Annotated in this window: 18 protein-coding genes and 1 tRNA gene; 17 read left to right on the top strand and 2 right to left on the bottom strand. The window is 58.8% G+C overall.

All coding sequences use genetic code 11. The annotated features are described in order from the left end of the window. Positions 1–64: 64 nt before the first annotated feature. From AC1DXW_RS00260 to AC1DXW_RS00235, 6 genes are all read left to right on the top strand, one after another. A complete protein-coding gene (locus AC1DXW_RS00260; RefSeq protein WP_477752647.1) occupies positions 65–2,296 on the top strand; it encodes an AsmA family protein in 2,232 nt (743 codons plus the stop codon). Further along, positions 2,293–3,360 (top strand): A/G-specific adenine glycosylase, encoded by a 1,068-nt coding sequence (gene mutY, locus AC1DXW_RS00255; RefSeq protein ID WP_477752648.1) that lies wholly within the window; start codon positions 2,293–2,295, stop codon positions 3,358–3,360. Before AC1DXW_RS00260 ends, mutY begins: the two co-directional genes overlap by 4 nt. Next, entirely contained in the window at positions 3,357–3,629 is a 273-nt protein-coding gene (locus tag AC1DXW_RS00250) for an oxidative damage protection protein (RefSeq protein ID WP_477752649.1), read from the top strand. The genes mutY and AC1DXW_RS00250 overlap by 4 nt, the downstream gene beginning before the upstream one ends. 103 nt (positions 3,630–3,732) lie before the next feature. Further along, a tRNA-Phe gene (locus tag AC1DXW_RS00245) sits at positions 3,733–3,808 on the top strand. 315 nt (positions 3,809–4,123) lie between these two features. Next, positions 4,124–5,203 (top strand): hypothetical protein, encoded by a 1,080-nt coding sequence (locus AC1DXW_RS00240; protein ID WP_477752650.1) that lies wholly within the window; start codon positions 4,124–4,126, stop codon positions 5,201–5,203. A gap of 76 nt (positions 5,204–5,279) precedes the next feature. After that, on the top strand, positions 5,280–6,086 hold the full coding sequence (locus AC1DXW_RS00235) for a TSUP family transporter (protein ID WP_477752651.1): 807 nt from the start codon (positions 5,280–5,282) through the stop codon (positions 6,084–6,086). A gap of 29 nt (positions 6,087–6,115) precedes the next feature. On the opposite strand, the gene AC1DXW_RS00230 is transcribed toward AC1DXW_RS00235, so the two are convergent. Continuing rightward, on the bottom strand, positions 6,116–6,565 hold the full coding sequence (locus AC1DXW_RS00230) for a carboxypeptidase regulatory-like domain-containing protein (RefSeq protein WP_477752652.1): 450 nt from the start codon (positions 6,563–6,565) through the stop codon (positions 6,116–6,118). A 253-nt stretch (positions 6,566–6,818) separates the two neighbouring features. Between AC1DXW_RS00230 and AC1DXW_RS00225 the strand changes: the two genes are divergently transcribed. The 6 genes from AC1DXW_RS00225 (at position 6,819) to vapC (ending at position 10,638) form a co-directional block, all read left to right on the top strand. Next, positions 6,819–7,877 carry a PDDEXK nuclease domain-containing protein gene (locus AC1DXW_RS00225; protein ID WP_477752653.1) on the top strand — a complete coding sequence of 353 codons (1,059 nt, stop codon included), beginning with the start codon at positions 6,819–6,821 and terminating at the stop codon, positions 7,875–7,877. A gap of 68 nt (positions 7,878–7,945) precedes the next feature. Beyond that, entirely contained in the window at positions 7,946–8,920 is a 975-nt protein-coding gene (locus AC1DXW_RS00220) for an alpha/beta hydrolase family protein (RefSeq protein WP_477752654.1), read from the top strand. Positions 8,921–8,956: 36 nt separating this feature from the next. Then, complete coding sequence (locus tag AC1DXW_RS00215; RefSeq protein WP_477752655.1) at positions 8,957–9,373, top strand: hypothetical protein; 417 nt, start codon at positions 8,957–8,959, stop codon at positions 9,371–9,373. Positions 9,374–9,379: 6 nt separating this feature from the next. Next, positions 9,380–9,832: a hypothetical protein gene (locus AC1DXW_RS00210; RefSeq protein WP_477752656.1), complete on the top strand. Its 453-nt coding sequence runs from the start codon at positions 9,380–9,382 to the stop codon at positions 9,830–9,832. A gap of 168 nt (positions 9,833–10,000) precedes the next feature. Continuing rightward, the gene (vapB, locus tag AC1DXW_RS00205) at positions 10,001–10,231 is read left to right on the top strand and encodes a type II toxin-antitoxin system VapB family antitoxin (protein ID WP_223544571.1); all 231 of its coding nucleotides are present in this window, start codon (positions 10,001–10,003) and stop codon (positions 10,229–10,231) included. Beyond that, the gene (vapC, locus tag AC1DXW_RS00200) at positions 10,231–10,638 is read left to right on the top strand and encodes a type II toxin-antitoxin system tRNA(fMet)-specific endonuclease VapC (RefSeq protein WP_477752657.1); all 408 of its coding nucleotides are present in this window, start codon (positions 10,231–10,233) and stop codon (positions 10,636–10,638) included. The genes vapB and vapC overlap by 1 nt, the downstream gene beginning before the upstream one ends. A 77-nt stretch (positions 10,639–10,715) precedes the next feature. Here vapC and gabP read toward each other — a convergent pair whose 3' ends face one another. Further along, a complete protein-coding gene (gene gabP / locus AC1DXW_RS00195) occupies positions 10,716–12,107 on the bottom strand; it encodes a GABA permease (RefSeq protein WP_477752658.1) in 1,392 nt (463 codons plus the stop codon). Positions 12,108–12,671: 564 nt separating this feature from the next. Between gabP and AC1DXW_RS00190 the strand changes: the two genes are divergently transcribed. The 5 genes from AC1DXW_RS00190 to AC1DXW_RS00170 all read left to right on the top strand — a co-directional run bounded on the left by AC1DXW_RS00190 (position 12,672) and on the right by AC1DXW_RS00170 (position 16,868). Next, entirely contained in the window at positions 12,672–13,445 is a 774-nt protein-coding gene (locus AC1DXW_RS00190) for an ABC transporter ATP-binding protein (protein ID WP_007972784.1), read from the top strand. A gap of 13 nt (positions 13,446–13,458) precedes the next feature. Next, on the top strand, positions 13,459–14,205 hold the full coding sequence (locus tag AC1DXW_RS00185; RefSeq protein ID WP_477752659.1) for an ABC transporter substrate-binding protein: 747 nt from the start codon (positions 13,459–13,461) through the stop codon (positions 14,203–14,205). Between the two features lie 71 nt (positions 14,206–14,276). Then, positions 14,277–14,972 carry an ABC transporter permease gene (locus AC1DXW_RS00180; protein ID WP_008046524.1) on the top strand — a complete coding sequence of 232 codons (696 nt, stop codon included), beginning with the start codon at positions 14,277–14,279 and terminating at the stop codon, positions 14,970–14,972. Beyond that, on the top strand, positions 14,969–15,658 hold the full coding sequence (locus AC1DXW_RS00175) for an ABC transporter permease (RefSeq protein ID WP_223457877.1): 690 nt from the start codon (positions 14,969–14,971) through the stop codon (positions 15,656–15,658). Before AC1DXW_RS00180 ends, AC1DXW_RS00175 begins: the two co-directional genes overlap by 4 nt. Continuing rightward, complete coding sequence (locus AC1DXW_RS00170) at positions 15,639–16,868, top strand: methyltransferase (RefSeq protein ID WP_477756031.1); 1,230 nt, start codon at positions 15,639–15,641, stop codon at positions 16,866–16,868. The genes AC1DXW_RS00175 and AC1DXW_RS00170 overlap by 20 nt, the downstream gene beginning before the upstream one ends. Positions 16,869–17,001 lie beyond the last annotated feature (133 nt).

The following is a 17,001-nucleotide window of genomic DNA, read 5'->3' as shown; positions in this document are numbered from 1 at the left end:
TCTGTTCGGGGGCGCTATACTCCTCGGCTAAATTTTGAATTCGACTAATTACAAGGACTCGCCCATGAAAGCGTTCGGCAAAATCCTGGGTCTGGTACTTCTGGGGCTGTTGCTGATCATTGTGGCGCTGGGCTTTGCCCTGACCCACCTCTTCGATCCCAACGACTACAAAGACGAGATTCGCCAGATTGCCCGCGACAAGGCCCACATCGAGCTGACGCTCAATGGCGATATCGGCTGGAGCCTGTTCCCGTGGCTGGGCCTGGAGCTGCACGACGCCAGTGTGGCGACCCTGATCAAGCCTGCCGAGCCGTTTGCCGACTTGCAGATGCTCGGACTGTCGGTGCGCGTACTGCCGCTGCTGCGCCGTGAAGTGCAGATGAGCGACGTGCGCGTCGAGGGCCTGAACCTGCGCCTGAACCGCGACAAGGACGGTCACGGTAATTGGCAAGACGTCGGCAAGCTGCCGGCACCGGCCAATACCGACGCGACCAGCACCCCGCCGGCCGCTGGCGAACCTGCGCCCGAAGCCAGCGTCGCGGCGGAAAAACCGCCGCAACCGATTCGCCTGGACATCGACAGCCTGACCGTGAACAACGCACGGGTTGAATACACCGACGAACGAACCGGCAAGAGCTTCAGCGCCGAAAGCATTCAGTTGAGCACCGGTGCGGTTCACGACTCCGTCAACATTCCGCTCAAGCTCACGGCTTTCCTGTCAGCCAACCAGCCGGCATTGCGTGTGCGTACCGAGCTCAATGGTGAGGTGCGCATCGCACGCGCACTGCAGCGCTATCAACTCGAAGACATGAAGTTGTCCGGTGAAGTGACCGGCGACCCATTGCAGGGCAAGACCATGACGTTCTCCGCCCAGGGCCAGCTGGTGCTGGACAAGGCCGCCAACGTTGCCGAATGGACTGGTATCAAGATCTCCGCCAACCAACTGCGGGCACTGGGTGAACTGAAGGTCAACGACCTCGACAAGACCCCACAAGTCAGCGGCGGCATCTCGATTGCCCAGTTCGACCTGGCGAAATTCGTCGACAGCGTCGGCCAGAAGCTCCCGGCCATGGCCGAAGGCAGCCTGAGCAAAGTCGAGCTGGTCAGCCGATTGGCAGCGACACCGACCAGCCTGGCGCTCGACGACCTCAACCTGAAAGTCGACGACAGCACCTTCAGCGGCCGTATCGCCGTCGAAGACTTCGCCAAGCAATCGTTGCGCGCAGCACTCAAGGCCGACACCTTCAACGTCGACCGTTACCTGCCACCGAAATCCGCCGAGGCCAATAGCGCGACACAAGTGCGTCAAGCCGAAGTCGCCAGCACCGAAGCCAATGCCATGGCCGGCGCCGGCAGCACTCCATTGCCACCCGCGCCGACCAAGGACGCGTGGAGCAACGAACGCCTGTTGCCCGTGGAACGCTTGAGCAAGCTCGATGTGGACGCCGACCTGACCTTCGGCCAGTTGACCCTGCAAAAACTGCCGATCAATAACGCTGCGCTCAAGGCCACCGGCCAGGGCGGCCTGCTGACACTGGCCAACCTGCGCGGCGACCTGTACGAGGGCAACTTCGAAACCACCGGCACGCTCGATGTACGCCAGCCAGTGCCGGCGCTGAACCTGCAGACGAAAATCAGCCGGGTACCGGCAGAAAAAATCCTCGAAAGCCAGGGCAAGAACCCGCCGGTCAAAGGCCTGGTCACGCTCAACAGCAGCCTGACCGGTAGCGGCAACAGCCAGAAAGCGTTGATCGAAACCCTCAACGGCAACGCCAGTTTCCTCATCAACAATGGCGTGCTGCTCAACGCCAACCTTGAGCAACAGCTGTGCAAAGGCATTGCCACGCTCAACCGCAAATCCCTCAGCGGCGAGCCGCGGGGCAAGGACACACCGTTCCAGGAGCTCAAGGGCAACCTGACCTTGCGTAACGGCGTGGCCAGCAACCCCGACCTGAAAGTGCGCATCCCGGGCATGACCGTCAACGGTGACGGTGACATCGATCTGCGAGTGCTGGGCATGGACTACCGCGTCGGCATCATCGTCGAAGGCGATACCAGCGCCATGCCGGACCCGGCCTGCCAGGTCGGCGACAAGTTTGTCGGCATCGAGTGGCCACTGCGCTGCCGCGGCCCGCTGGAGCTGGGCGCCAAGGCTTGCCGTTTGGATAACGACCGCATGAGCCAGGTCGCGGCCAAACTGGCTGGCGACAGGATCAGCGAAAAAATCGACGAGAAATGGGGCGACAAGGTCAACCCGAAACTCAAAGACGCGCTCAAGGAGCTGTTCAAGCGATGAGAGCCGAGCAGTTTTCAACGGCGGTGCTGGACTGGTTCGACCGCCACGGCCGTCACGATTTGCCCTGGCAGCAGGACATCAACCCGTATCGGGTATGGGTCTCGGAAATCATGTTGCAGCAGACCCAGGTCAGCACCGTGCTGAACTACTTCGACCGTTTCATGGCCTCGTTGCCAACGGTCGAAGCTCTGGCGGCGGCACCGGAAGACGAAGTGCTGCACCTGTGGACGGGCCTGGGTTACTACACCCGCGCACGCAATTTGCAGAAGACCGCGAAGATCGTCGTCGAGCAGTTCGGCGGCGAATTTCCCCGGGATGTGGAAAAACTCACGGATCTGCCGGGGATCGGCCTGTCCACCGCTGGCGCCATTGCCAGCATCAGCATGGGCCTGCGCGCGCCGATCCTCGACGGCAACGTCAAACGCGTGCTGGCGCGATTTACCGCACAAGAGGGCTACCCCGGCGAGCCGAAGGTCGCCAAACAGCTCTGGGCCAACGCTGAGCGCTTTACGCCGCAGACCCGCGTCAACGCCTACACCCAGGCGATGATGGACCTGGGCGCCACGCTCTGCACCCGCAGCAAACCGAGCTGCCTGCTGTGCCCGCTAAAAAATGGCTGTGAGGCGCACATGCTCGGCCTGGAAACCCGCTACCCGATCCCCAAGCCGCGCAAGGCTATCCCGCAGAAACGCACATTGATGCCGATGCTCGCCAACGGCGAGGGCGCAATCCTGCTTTACCGTCGCCCGTCCACGGGCCTGTGGGGCGGTTTGTGGAGCCTGCCGGAACTCGACGACCTTGACGACCTGCCGCATCTGGCATCGCAGCACTCGCTGGAACTGGGCACCCAACAGGCATTGCCGAGCCTGGTGCACACCTTCAGCCATTTTCAGTTATCCATCGAACCCTGGCTGGTTCAGGTCCAGGAGTCCGGCCATCACGTGGCCGAGGCTGACTGGCTCTGGTATAACCTCGCCACCCCGCCGCGCCTGGGCCTTGCCGCCCCGGTCAAAACCTTGCTCGAACGCGCGGCCGCCGTATTGAACGCAGGAGAGTCGTCATGACCCGCACCATCATGTGCCGCAAGTACAAAGAAGAATTGCCAGGCCTGGAGCGCGCTCCCTTCCCGGGCGCCAAAGGCCAGGACATTTTTGACCACGTCTCGCAAAAGGCCTGGGCCGACTGGCAGAAGCACCAGACCCTGCTGATCAACGAAAAACGCCTGAACATGATGAACGCCGAAGATCGTAAATATCTGCAGGGCGAAATGGACAAGTACTTCTCCGGCGAGGAATACGCCAAGGCCGAAGGCTACGTGCCGCCGTCGGAATAACCCCGATTTATCGGGGGTCGGAACGTAAGCGACGGTAATAATTAAATTTTTTTTGAAAACTTGCTTGACGACCCCCTGAAAAACCCGTTTAATGCGCCCCGTTGCCCAGATAGCTCAGTCGGTAGAGCAGGGGATTGAAAATCCCCGTGTCGGCGGTTCGATTCCGTCTCTGGGCACCAAATACCGAAAACCCTGAATCGCAAGATTCAGGGTTTTTTTATGCCTGCGATTTGACGAGGCACCGGTCCAGTCACCATCGAAGCGACAATTCCCACCTCCTCTCGCCACGCCAGCAAGTGCCCGTAATGGTTGCCGGGGCTGAGCCCCCAAAAGCTTCAGACATTGGAAATCGGCCCTTCCTGGCAGTCTCTTGGTTTGTCGGAACGTTCCGTATGCTTTAACGGAATTGGATGACATACGCTGATCATCGGCTCGTGCAGAATTGGAGGATAAGCTGCCGCACAGGCGGGAGCAGATACACAACAGGGAAGACAATGACTGAGGCTATTCAACCAGACGTCGAAACCGCTGAGTTTTTTACCGAACAAGAAATCAGAACGTTCAGCTTTGATATCCAGCAGTCAGCATTGCTGCACATGTTCGCCGAAGAGCTGGCCGCCATCGGCGGGCCGCAGGCACCAGGAGCCAAGTCCAAAGCCGCTTTGGCAGCCATTGAATTGAAGTTCTCGTTTTCGAAAGACCAATGCGAACTGCTGGGTGCCTACTCCGATGGCCTTGTTTCCGTATTGATCTTTGAAGGGCTGCAAAAAATCACCGATGTCAGCCCTCCCAATGAACTGCCCGACCTGACATCCCTGGAAAACCGATACGACGTTCTTTGCCTGGCCGCCCGTAATCAGATCTTGTTGAAACTGGTGGATAACAGTGCCTTTGCCTACGACATGGACAATGAAGGAAAACTGGTTCGATTGGTGGCCAACTTCAAGGGCGGCGGACTGACCAAAATCCCTGCCGAGCCGGACATCAAAGAACTGAGTTCCCACTCAGGCCTGGCGCTCGGCCCACACACCGAGGCGCCTTACTGGTGCGCGATAAACGCGAAAGACGGGCACTCCCCATCGCCGTCGTCGCTCATACTCTCCGCCCTTTGGAACCCGAGCCTGGAACCGACTTCGGTAATTCCGCTGCCACCCGTGCTGGAAAAAATCGGTGTAACCAACTGCCTCGCCCTGACTACAGGGAATTTTCAGTTCACCCGCAGTGACTCCTTCGTCAGTGGCAAGGGAGGGGACGGGCGCAATGTTTCGATACTGGAGTTCGATGACAAGGTCGGATTCGCGGCCCGTTTCAACTCATACCGATTTTCGGTCAGCGATAACGCCCCTCGCTTTGTCAAAACGGCCTACGCCGCTCTTTGCCAGAGCGTAGGCGAAGCAGCTCCAGTCGAGTACACGCTGACGCAAGAGTCGGCAATGGTCATCAATAACGTTCGAGCACTGCATTGTCGTGATCTGATCAAAGACAACAGACGTGTTCTGGTCCGCATTTTCGGACTATCGAAGTTTTCTTCCCCCATTGTTATCACAGACGACCCGTTGCGACTTCAGGGCTGAGGTCTGTCACAGCTTCAGACTATTGAATGACCAGTCAAGTAGATGACCGGCCAATAATTGTAAAAGAGGGATTGGGATGTCTTGGGATGTAATTAGCCTATTGGCGCTCGTGGCGTTCTGCGCCGGTTTTTTTGATGCCATTGCAGGTGGGGGCGGGCTGATAACATTGCCTGCACTTTTTCTGGCTGGGATGGACCCCATCAGTGCGATTGCCACGAACAAGTTCCAGGCCGCTTCGGCAACTGTATCGGCAACTGTAACCTTTGCTCGCAAAGGGATGATCGAGTGGCGCGAAGGTCGTTTCCTGGTTGTCTGCGGGTTTATTGGCGGCGCCAGTGGTGCCTTGCTGGTCAGCTCTATTGATAAGCGCTATCTGGAAGTTTGCGTACCTATCATGCTGATTCTGGTAGCCATCTATTTTGCGCTCTCTCCAAAGCTGGCCAATGAAGATCGACGCAAGAGAATCGGCATTCTGCTTTTTTCGTTTAGCGTTGCGCCGATTCTTGGCTTCTACGACGGTATATTTGGCCCCGGTGTGGGCTCTTTCTTTATCGTCGGATTCGTACTGCTCTGCGGCTTGGGCATGATGCGGGCCATGAGCTTTACCAAACTTGCCAACGCCTCATGCAATCTCGGTTCTCTGTCGGTCTTTATCACCAAAGGTGTGATTATCTGGCCGGTAGCCATTGCCATGGCTTTGGCAGCCTTCGTCGGCGCTCAATTGGGTGCACGGGCCGCTGTCCGGGTCGGACCACGGTTGATCAAACCCATGTTGATCGTGGTCTGCTGCGCCTTGGCCATCAAGCTGCTGAGCGTAGAAACCAACCCTTTACGCGTTGCACTCATCCAAGCGTACGCGGGTGTTAATAACGAAAAACCCTGAGTCGCAGGACCCAGGGTTTAGAGCTCTCGTTAACTCGCATCATTCCAGTGGAAAACCAGGTTACGGGCTGCACCACTGCCAACATCGACAACGTCCTGCCGTGTTTCGCCGTTGCGCGTCGCAATGACCGTGTATTTACCGGCAGGCAGATTCACGTAAACCAGCGGACCGGCGTCATTGAGCGTCAGTACGGTCTGCCCCGGGGCTTTCTGAATAACTACCTTCACGTCAGGAATGTATTTATTTTCCGTCCCGACAGAGAACGTCATGTGCAGGTTATAGCCGGTGGTCTGCTGGATGGCCTTGGACTCATCCTCGCCGATACCGCCGGACAGGTAGGCGATGCCGTTTTGCTCATGGCTTTGCACCTGCACCCCCGAGCTGTCGATGGGCTCAAGGCTGGCGGCAGGTGACATCGCTGGAAACATCAGCACGCCTACAGCGGTGAGGGGCAACAGGAGTGTATGGAGGTATTTCATGATGACGACTCCCGGGCTCTGCAGAACCCAATCGTTACATCCTTTGGATTTCCAGTCGGAGGGAAGGGTTCAGATTGATTTGGCCTGAGTACGAAACGTACTACGCCATTTGTTCCGCAGCCCTCGCCTGCCCTCCGACACGTCCTGCCAGCGAACCCGGCATTTCCTGCCTGTGTTTCAGTAACTCCCGGCATCTTCGAAGGGTGCTCACTTGTCATTCTCTTTCGCTGTTCAACCTGCTGCGGAAGACTTCATGACGGCCCTCACACCCAACGACACTCACGACCCACATCTCGCATCACTGCTTGGCAGCCTTGGCAAATTGATCCATCAGGCACGTCAGAAGGCGCTTCGGGCGGTCGATACCGTGCAAGTACAAACCTGTTGGCAGATCGGGCGACATATTGTCGAGTTCGAGCAGGAAGGGGCTCGGCGTGCGAGATATGGCAAACGCTTACTGGCCACTTTGGCGAAAGTGCTCAGTGCCGACTTCGGCAAAGGCTTTGACGAACGCAATCTGCGTTACATGCGGGATTTTTATCAAACTTTTCCAATTTGGAACGCAGTGCGTTCCGAATTGAGCTGGACCCACTACCGCCGCCTGCTTCGGGTCGACAACGACAGCGCGCGCCTCTGGTACATGAACGAATCAGTCACCCAAAACTGGTCAAGCCGAGCGCTGGAGCGCCAGATCAATACGCTGTACTACGAACGCCTGCTGGCGAGCCGCGATCGCGGCAGTCTCAAGCAGGAGGCCGCCACCCACATTCAGAACATGAAGGCCAGCCCTCGGGATTTCATCCGTGATCCGGTGGTACTGGAGTTTCTTGGTTTACCCAATGCCGGCAAGCTTCAGGAAAGTGAGATCGAACAAGCGCTGATCGAACAATTGCAGGGCTTCTTGCTGGAACCGGGAAAGGGCTTCGCATTCATTGCCCGCCAGCAACGCATCAGTATCGGCAGCAAAGACTTCTGCATCGATCTGGTGTTCTACAACTACTTGCTCAAGTGCTTCGTCATCTTCGATATCAAGCGCGGTGAACTGACCCATCAGGATCTGGGGCAGATGGACATGTACTTGAGCATGTACGACGACCTCAAACGTGGCGCGCAAGACAGCCCCACCGTCGGCATCATTCTCTGCGCGCAAAAGGATGAATCCGTGGTGCGTTACTCAGTGCTGGAAGGCAACGAGCAACTGCTCGCCAGCAAGTACAAGCTTGTCCTGCCGAGTGAAGAGGAACTGCGTAACGAACTGGATCGGCAATGGGCGGCACTTGAAGAACGACTGCTCGATCAACAACCGCGTTGAGGCGAACGGATTGTTCATCAACGGCATCAAGACTATCGTTGGCAGCTACCCGCAAAGGACTGACGCCGATGAATTTGCAGGACACGCCTCCACCGGCCCCCACTCAAATCGAGTTGCCGCTGCCGATTACCACGCCCGGCAAACCGTTCAAGGAAACCGCTTCGGACGGTTTCATCCTCGGTGGCTTCACTTGGCGACACGCCTCTCAGGACGCCGCTCGTCCGGTCGTGATCATCAATGCCGCCACCTCGGTCCGTTGCCGCCATTACTCGCGTTTTGCCGACTACCTGTTCGCCCACGGCTTCGATGTCATCACCTATGACTACCGCGGCATCGGCGAGTCGCGGCCGGCATCGCTCAAGGGGCTTCAAGCCTCGTGGACCGATTGGGGAGCGCTGGATTTCGAGGCGATGCTCAAGCGCGCACAGCGTGAGTTCCCAAGGCAGCCTATCGATGTGGTCGGCCACAGCTTTGGCGGCTGTGCAGCGGGCCTGGGGGCGTCCGGGCACCTGATCCGGCGTCTGGTGACGGTCGGTGCGCAATTCGCCTACTGGCGCGACTATGCGCCGGCCCATCGCTGGCGCATGTTCGGCAAGTGGCATGTGCTGATGCCACTGGTAACGATGATCTACGGCTACTTTCCGGGCAAACGCCTTGGCTGGCTGGAAGACACACCCGCCGGCGTGGTCCGTGACTGGAGCTTCTCCACTGCCCGTTTCGAGAAACGCTCCAGCGCCCGCACAATCAGCAAAACCGCCGGGCAGCTGCCCTTTGTCGGTGTCACCGCGCAAACCCTGGCCATCAGCATCAGCGACGATCCCTACGGCACAATTCCGGCCATCGAACGCCTGCTCGGCTACTTCACCGGCAGCACAAACTCTCACCTGCGTATCCATCCCGAAGACATCGGCGAAGAAGAAGTCGGACATTTCGCCTTTTTTCGCAGCGCATACCAAGCCACACTATGGCCCATTGCATTGACCTGGCTGCAAAACGGCGAACTGGCCCCCGATACCCCCGGGCGGCGAGTACCGCGCAGCTAAGTCAATTGCCCTTTCAACGAATACGGAACGACGCCCATGGCCTCCGCCAACAAGCAGCAAAAACGCGCCTCCCGCGCCAAGGCCAAGGCCAAGCAGAACCGCACCCAGCGGGCTGCCGCACCGGTGGAACTGGACCCGAACGATGATCGCATCGACTTCGAATCGGTGGACCTGACCGACATGTTCAAGGAGATGATCGACGCACAAAAGATCAGCCAGCAGGCCATGTGCGCGGCCTTTCTGGAACATCCGCTTATCGCACTGGTACTGGAGCAGGAAGGTGAGGAAACAGCGACAGACTTCATCCTCGCTGCTCTGATCGAATATCGCCAATGGTCGACCGAAACCGACGAAGCCAGCGCCCTGGCGTGGATCGAATCACCGGCCTTCCAGGCTGACTACGTGGCGGCGTCCGACGCCATTGCCGCGCAAACCCAACAGAAACCGAACTGAGTTCCCATGGCCTCCCTGAACAAGCAACAGAAACGCGCCAAGCGTGCAAAAGCCAAAGCCAAGCAGATCAATATCCACGGCCGCAAACCCGCCGCGCTGGACGATGACCTTGGCCACCTCGCCGAACCGATCCCGGAATACACCCTGGCGATGTTCAGCAAAATGCGCGACGCGGAAGCCGTCAACCGCAGCGAAATGCTCTCGGTGCTGCTGACGAACCTCGCCTTTATCATCATCGACCATCCAGAACTGCTGGACATGGAAAACGCCGATGACGAAGGCATGGCCGCCACCCACCTGGCCGCCGACATGCTGATCGACTACCGCATGTGGGCCGACGGCATGGACCGCGACGCCGCCCAGGCATGGCTGAGCGAGCCGCAGTTCATCGCCGATTTCAGCGCTGCTCTGGATGTCTACCGCGAGTCGCTGGAAGTACCGGAAGAAAAAGCCGAGTAAGGGTTACGACTCAAACAAAAACGGCCGCTTGTCATCACTGACAGCGGCCTTTTTAGCTCTGAATCGAGTGCTTTCCTTCCGTCAGGCACCGCGTATATCCCATTGACATATCCAGCGCAAAACCTATCCTTTGGACACATCGCGCCAGCAAAAGCGCAGGAGGTCCAAATGGAACAGACAACCCTTTTCATGAGCAATCGAAGCCAGGCCGTTCGCCTGCCGAAAGCTGTAGCCATGCCAAGCGACGTGAAACGAGTCGACGTCGTCGCCGTAGGTCGAAGCCGAATCATCACTCCCGCCGGTGAAACCTGGGACAGTTGGTTCGATGGCGAAAGCATCACGGCAGACTTCATGACCGATCGCGAGCAACCCGCCGAGCAGGAGCGTGAGTCGTTCTGATGATCAAGTACATGCTCGATACCAACATCTGCATCTTCACCATCAAGAACAAACCACAGGTGGTACGGGAGGCGCTCAACCGTCATCACGGCCAACTGTGCATCAGTGCGGTCGCGCTGATGGAACTGATCTACAGCGCGGAAAAATCAGCAGCGCCCGAAAAAAACCTGGCGGTCATCGAGGGCTTCGCCGCCCGACTTGAAGTCCTGCCCTTCGACAACGAAGCAGCAGCGCACACCGGAATGATTCGATCCGAACTGGCAAAGGCCGGCACACCCATAGGCCCGTACGACCAGATGATTGCCGGGCACGCACGCTCACGCGGGTTAATCGTGGTCACCAACAACCTGCGGGAGTTCGAGCGCGTTCCAGGGTTACGCGTAGAAGACTGGGTTCATGTCGACTGAACACAGAACAATCGACAGAAACAAAAACGGCCGCTTGTCATCACTGACAGCGGCCGTTTTGCATTACTCGGTATGGATCAGTTCAGCACCACCGCGCCGCGTTTTTCCAGGTTGCGGCGGCGAGCCACCAGCAAGCCGGCCGCTACCACCAGAGCACTGAGCAAGCCGGTCGCGAGAATTTCCACACGATGGGCTTCCTGGAACAGCATGATGGTCAGGGCCGCGACGATGAACACGATCACCGCGTAGGTCAGGCCCGGGAACAGCCACATGCTGAAGACGATTTTCTCACCGCGAGCCACACGCTGTTTGCGCATGCGCAGTTGCGAGATCGCAATCACCAGGTACACCAGCAGAGCAATAGCGCCGGAGCTGGCCAGCAGGAATTCGAACACCGCCGCCGGGGCCACGTAGTTGGCGAAAGTTGCCAGGAACGCGGCACCAGTGGACAGCATCACCGCCCAGTAAGGCGTACCACTTTTGTTGGTGCGGGTGGACATGGCCGGCGCATCGCCGCGCTTGCCCAGGGAGAACAACATCCGCGACGAAGTGTAGAGCGCCGAGTTCAGGCAGCTGGTCACGGCGACCAACACCACAATGTCGACGATGATCTTGGCGTTCGGGATGCCCATGCGTTCAAGCACAGTCTGGTAGGAACCGAGGCTGGCCAGTACCGGGTCGTTCCAAGGCACCAGGGCCACGACGATGAAGATCGACACGAGATAGAACAAGCCGATCCGCCAGATCACCGAGTTGGTGGCCTTGGAGATTTGCTTGCCAGGGTTTTTCGACTCCGCGGCCGCGATGGTCACGATCTCGGTGCCCATGAAGGAGAACATGGTGGTCAGGATGGCACCCAACACCGCGCCCATGCCGTTTGGCAGGAAGCCCTGGGTGTCGAACAGATGGGAAACGCCGCTGACCTGGCTGCCCGGCAGGAAGCCGAAGATCGCCATGAGGCCCAGAACAATGAAACCGATGATGGCCAACACTTTGATCAGGGCAAACCAGAACTCGAATTCACCGTAGTTTTTTACGCTGAAGAGGTTGGTCACGGTCAACAGCATCGTGATGACCAGGGCGAAGGCCCAGATGTCCACACCAGGGAACCAGGCATGCAGGATGGTCGCGGCGGCGTTGGCTTCCAGTGGAATCACCAGCACCCAGAACCACCAGTACAACCAGCCGATGGTGAAACCGGCCCAATGACCGATCGCGCGGTCGGCGTAAGTCGAAAACGAACCGGTGTCCGGCGAGGCAACGGCCATTTCGCCGAGCATGCGCATCACCAGCACCACCAACATGCCGGCGGCGGCGTAAGCCAACAGAACAGCCGGACCTGCAGCGGCGATGGCGTGACCCGAGCCAACGAACAAGCCGGCGCCGATAACCCCGGCAATCGACAGCATGGTCACGTGGCGCGGTTTGAGCCCCTGTTCGAGGCCATTAGAGCTTTGGGTACTGCTCATTAAAACTACCTTTGTAAGGAGAAGCGAATGCGTGCATCCCGTTCGGCGATCCTTCTCGTAAAAAGAAGCCAACGGGGCGTTCTGGATTCTGCACGCAATAATTGCGCCAAAATATTTCAAAACCCTCTAGCCCGGAGATCTCGCTCTGATCGGACGGTCATCGCAACCCATTGAATTTAATGGCACTTTGCCAGAGCGTTACCCTGCAACCCACTTTGTGGGGCGAGTCAGTGCACCGGAAACACACCTGAAATTGGCTCTGTGCACATTAAAAGTGCGCAACCGGTGCATTTGGCCGGATAGCGCTTCCAACACCCTGTCAAAGCTGGCAACATCGCGCCTTTTTTTGCGGCAGCCGCCGCGCTTTTTATCGACAGGCAAGGTTCAAACGGCTGTTCGGTTGTTGATGGGGCGACAGTCTGCTGCACCGATGCGACAACCTGCCACACGCCAGCCGTTTACCGTCCGTAGCGCTGTTGGCTGCCATTGAAACGCTATGCTAGGTTGGCCGCCTCGCCAGGAAGGCCGCCAACAGCAGGAGCGCAACATATATGAGGAACGCACATGGCTGAGGCCACGCCCGCGCTTGAAATCCGCAACTTGCACAAACGCTACGGTTCGCTGGAGGTGCTCAAAGGCATCTCGCTGACCGCCCGCGACGGCGATGTGATCTCGATCCTGGGTTCCTCCGGCTCTGGCAAGTCCACGTTCCTGCGGTGCATCAACCTGCTGGAAAACCCGCACCAGGGCCAGATCCTGGTCGCCGGCGAAGAACTCAAGCTCAAGGCCGCGAAGAACGGCGAACTGGTGGCCGCCGACGGCAAGCAGATCAACCGCCTGCGCAGCGAAATCGGTTTTGTGTTTCAAAACTTTAACCTGTGGCCGCACATGAGCGTGCTCGACAACATCATCGAAGCCCCGCGCCGCGTGCTCGGCCAGAGCAAGGCCGAAGCCATCGAAGTGGCCGAAGCCCTGCTGGCCAAGGTTGGCATCGCCGACAAGCGCCATGCCTATCCCGCGCAACTGTCCGGTGGCCAGCAACAACGGGCGGCCATCGCCCGCACCCTGGCCATGCAGCCCAAGGTCATCCTGTTCGACGAGCCCACCTCGGCGCTTGACCCGGAAATGGTCCAGGAAGTACTTAATGTCATCCGCGCGCTGGCCGAAGAAGGCCGCACCATGCTGCTCGTGACCCACGAAATGGGCTTCGCACGTCAGGTCTCCAGTGAAGTGGTGTTCCTCCACCAGGGCTTGGTAGAAGAGCAAGGATCGCCACAGCAGGTGTTTGAAAACCCGCTTTCGGCGCGCTGCAAACAATTCATGTCCAGCAACCGCTAACGGAGCTACCCACATGCAGAACTACAAAAAGGTCTTCCTGGCTGCCGCCGTCACCCTGGCGTTCAGCGCCGGTGCCATGGCCGAATCCCTGAAGATGGGCATCGAAGCGGCTTACCCGCCGTTCAACAATAAAGATGCCAGTGGCAATGTCGTCGGCTTCGACAAAGAGATCGGCGACGCCCTGTGCGCCAAGATGAAAGTCGAGTGCACCGTCGTGACCTCCGACTGGGACGGCATCATCCCGGCCCTGAACGCCAAGAAGTTCGACTTCCTGATTTCCTCGATGTCGATCACCGACGAGCGCAAGGGCGCGGTGGACTTCACCGACCCGTACTACTCCAACAAGCTGCAATTCATCGCCAAGAAAGACGTCGACTTCAAAACCGACAAGGACTCCTTGAAAGGCAAGGTGATCGGCGCCCAGCGCTCGACCCTGGCAGGCACCTTCATGGAAGACAACATGCCGGGCGTTGAAGTCAAACTCTACGACACCCAGGAAAACGCCTATCTCGACCTGACTTCCGGTCGTCTGGACGGCATCCTGGCCGACAAGTACGTCAACTACGAGTGGCTGAAAAGCGACGCTGGCCGTGGCTACGAGTTCAAGGGCGACCCAGTGGAAGAAAGCGACAAGATCGGTATCGCTGTCCGTAAAAAGGACCCGATCCGCGAGAAGCTGAACGCCGCCCTGAAAGAAATCGTCGCTGATGGCACCTACAAGAAGATCAACGACAAGTACTTCCCGTTCAGCATCTATTGATACTGACCTGCCTGACCGGCGCCTGATGGCGCCGGTTCTCGGCCTGCCTGCCGCGATTTGAAAAGAAATCCATGATTATCGACCTCTACGGATTCGGCCCGGCGCTCGCCGCTGGCGCGCTGATGACTGTGAAACTGGCACTCTCGGCCCTGTGCCTGGGGCTGGTGCTCGGTCTGCTCGGCGCCTTGGCCAAGACTTCCCCGTACAAGCCGCTGCAATGGCTTGGCGGCACTTATTCGACCCTGGTTCGCGGCATCCCTGAATTGCTCTGGGTGCTGTTGATCTACTTCGGCACCGTCAACCTGATGCGTGCCCTGGGCGAGTTCTTCGGCAACCCCGACCTCGAACTCAACGCCTTCGCCGCCGGCGTGATTGCACTGGGCCTGTGCTTCGGCGCCTACGCCACGGAAGTGTTTCGCGGCGCGATCCTCGCCATCCCCAAAGGCCATCGTGAAGCCGGCGTGGCCCTGGGCCTGTCGAAGTGGCGCATCTTCACCAAGTTGATCATGCCGCAGATGTGGCGCATCGCCCTGCCCGGCCTGGGCAACCTGTTCATGATCCTGATGAAAGACACCGCGCTGGTGTCGGTGATCGGCCTGGAAGAAATCATGCGTCATGCGCAAATCGGCGTGACCGTCTCCAAACAGCCGTTCACCTTCTTTATGGTGGCCGCGTTCATGTACCTGGGCCTGACGGTGCTGGCGATGACCGGCATGCACTTCCTGGAAAAACGCGCCGCTCGCGGCTTCGCGAGGAGCACCCAATGAACTGGGAAGTCATCATCAAGTGGCTGCCGAGACTGGCCCAGGGCGCGACCCTGACCCTGGAACTGGTGGCCATCGCCGTGATCGCCGGTTTGCTACTGGCCATTCCACTGGGCATCGCCCGTTCGTCGCGCCTGTGGTGGGTGCGGGCATTTCCCTACGGCTACATCTTCTTTTTCCGTGGTACGCCGTTGCTGGTTCAGCTGTTCCTGGTCTACTACGGCCTGGCGCAGTTCGACGCGATTCGAAACAGCTCGATGTGGCCGTACCTGCGCGATCCGTTCTGGTGCGCCACGGCGACCATGACCCTGCACACAGCGGCCTACATCGCCGAGATCCTGCGCGGCGCCATCCAGGCGATTCCACCGGGCGAGATCGAAGCGGCACGGGCACTGGGCATGTCCAAACCCAAAGCGCTGCTCTATATCATCCTGCCGCGCGCCGCGCGCATCGGCCTGCCGGCCTACAGCAACGAAGTGATCCTGATGCTCAAGGCCAGCGCCCTGGCCAGCACCGTGACCTTGCTGGAACTGACTGGCATGGCCCGCACCATCATTGCCCGGACCTACCTGCCGGTGGAGATCTTCTTCGCCGCCGGCATGTTCTACCTGGTGATGGCCTATGTGCTGGTGCGCGGCTTCAAGCTGCTGGAGCGCTGGCTGCGCGTCGATGCCTGCCAAGGGCGTTGAGGATTGCGTGTTGACGGGCGAGGCCCTGCTCGCCCGTTTCACCGCGCTGGATGCTTTTCTGACAGAGCATCAGGCACTGTGGAAACCTCGGCCGTTCACTCATCGGCAACTTCCCTGGGAAGCGTCCTACCCGGAGTTAGCCGCATGGCTACGCGAGCGAACGCTGGAAGACGCGGAAAACGCTCACAACCAACCTGCCCTCCTGAATGCACCGGAACCCTTTGCTTGCTTGGCAACGATGTCCGTTGCCTTGAGTGCCGTGGATGAATTGCCCGCACGCGCGCTTGAAGCGGCCGGCCATCGGTTGAACGTCGATGTGCCGGGGCGCAAATGGCAACAGATCGAAGCCTTCGCCAGTCGATTACAGTTTTCCGAGGCACCGCGGCATTGGCTGGACTGGTGCTCGGGCAAGGGACATCTGGGGCGCCGCCTGCTGCAAGCGGGGCAACAACTGACATGCCTGGAATACGACCCGGCACTGGTCACCAGCGGCCAGGCACTCAGCCAACGTCATCACCTGCACGCACTGCATATCGAACAGGATGTGCTCGCGGCAGACGCAGCTGCTTTACTGAGTGCGTATCACACGCCCGTCGCGCTTCACGCCTGCGGTGATTTGCATGTGCGATTGATTCAACTCGCCAGCGCAACAGGCTGCAAACAAATCGCCATTGCGCCGTGCTGCTACAACCGGATCGGTCTTGCCCAATACTCGCCGATTTCCTCAGCCGCCAAAGGCTCCGGCTTACAGCTTTCCCTCGACGACCTCGCGCTGCCCATGAGTGAAACCGTTACCGCCGGTGCCCGCGTGCGACGTCAACGCGACACCTCCATGGCCCGGCGTCTGGGCTTCGACTTGCTGCAACGGCAACTGCGCAGCATGGACGAGTACCTGCCAACCCCTTCCCTGCCCAGCGCCTGGCTGGACAAACCTTTCGCCGATTACTGCCATCACCTGGCCGCGCTAAAAGAGTTATCCACAATCGGCCCGCAAGATTGGCCAGCTCTCGAAGCCGCCGGTTGGCAGCGACTGGCCGAAGTCCGCAACCTTGAGCTACTGCGTGGACTGTTCCGACGTCCGCTGGAACTTTGGCTGGTCCTTGACCGGGCACTTTTCCTCGCCGAACAGGGTTACAGCGTCCGCGTCGGCACCTTCTGCGACACCCCGCTCACACCACGTAATTTCCTGCTCCTGGCCGAACGCGCTTAAACACATTCGACCTGTGGATAACTCTGTTGATGGAATTATCGTGGATCCAATATTCATGCCAGTTTCAGGGCTAAAACCATATTGTTTATTTTTTGTACACTTGGATAAAAAATCGAAAAAACAGGCATTTGCG

The organism is Pseudomonas sp. P4_C4, from assembly GCF_056402055.1.
The sequence above is the reverse complement of the archived record's forward strand: the minus strand, read 5'-3'. Positions and strand labels throughout refer to the sequence as shown.

Excerpts from the sequence above, each read along its gene's own strand:
- AC1DXW_RS00260 (WP_477752647.1), top strand. The coding sequence starts at position 65 with ATGAAAGCGTTCGGCAAAATCCTGGGTCTGGTACTTCTGGGGCTGTTG.
- mutY (WP_477752648.1), top strand. The coding sequence starts at position 2,293 with ATGAGAGCCGAGCAGTTTTCAACGGCGGTGCTGGACTGGTTCGACCGC.
- AC1DXW_RS00250 (WP_477752649.1), top strand. The coding sequence starts at position 3,357 with ATGACCCGCACCATCATGTGCCGCAAGTACAAAGAAGAATTGCCAGGC.
- AC1DXW_RS00240 (WP_477752650.1), top strand. The coding sequence starts at position 4,124 with ATGACTGAGGCTATTCAACCAGACGTCGAAACCGCTGAGTTTTTTACC.
- AC1DXW_RS00235 (WP_477752651.1), top strand. The coding sequence starts at position 5,280 with ATGTCTTGGGATGTAATTAGCCTATTGGCGCTCGTGGCGTTCTGCGCC.
- AC1DXW_RS00230 (WP_477752652.1), bottom strand. The coding sequence starts at position 6,565 with ATGAAATACCTCCATACACTCCTGTTGCCCCTCACCGCTGTAGGCGTG.
- AC1DXW_RS00225 (WP_477752653.1), top strand. The coding sequence starts at position 6,819 with ATGACGGCCCTCACACCCAACGACACTCACGACCCACATCTCGCATCA.
- AC1DXW_RS00220 (WP_477752654.1), top strand. The coding sequence starts at position 7,946 with ATGAATTTGCAGGACACGCCTCCACCGGCCCCCACTCAAATCGAGTTG.
- AC1DXW_RS00215 (WP_477752655.1), top strand. The coding sequence starts at position 8,957 with ATGGCCTCCGCCAACAAGCAGCAAAAACGCGCCTCCCGCGCCAAGGCC.
- AC1DXW_RS00210 (WP_477752656.1), top strand. The coding sequence starts at position 9,380 with ATGGCCTCCCTGAACAAGCAACAGAAACGCGCCAAGCGTGCAAAAGCC.
- vapB (WP_223544571.1), top strand. The coding sequence starts at position 10,001 with ATGGAACAGACAACCCTTTTCATGAGCAATCGAAGCCAGGCCGTTCGC.
- vapC (WP_477752657.1), top strand. The coding sequence starts at position 10,231 with ATGATCAAGTACATGCTCGATACCAACATCTGCATCTTCACCATCAAG.
- gabP (WP_477752658.1), bottom strand. The coding sequence starts at position 12,107 with ATGAGCAGTACCCAAAGCTCTAATGGCCTCGAACAGGGGCTCAAACCG.
- AC1DXW_RS00190 (WP_007972784.1), top strand. The coding sequence starts at position 12,672 with ATGGCTGAGGCCACGCCCGCGCTTGAAATCCGCAACTTGCACAAACGC.
- AC1DXW_RS00185 (WP_477752659.1), top strand. The coding sequence starts at position 13,459 with ATGCAGAACTACAAAAAGGTCTTCCTGGCTGCCGCCGTCACCCTGGCG.
- AC1DXW_RS00180 (WP_008046524.1), top strand. The coding sequence starts at position 14,277 with ATGATTATCGACCTCTACGGATTCGGCCCGGCGCTCGCCGCTGGCGCG.
- AC1DXW_RS00175 (WP_223457877.1), top strand. The coding sequence starts at position 14,969 with ATGAACTGGGAAGTCATCATCAAGTGGCTGCCGAGACTGGCCCAGGGC.
- AC1DXW_RS00170 (WP_477756031.1), top strand. The coding sequence starts at position 15,639 with ATGCCTGCCAAGGGCGTTGAGGATTGCGTGTTGACGGGCGAGGCCCTG.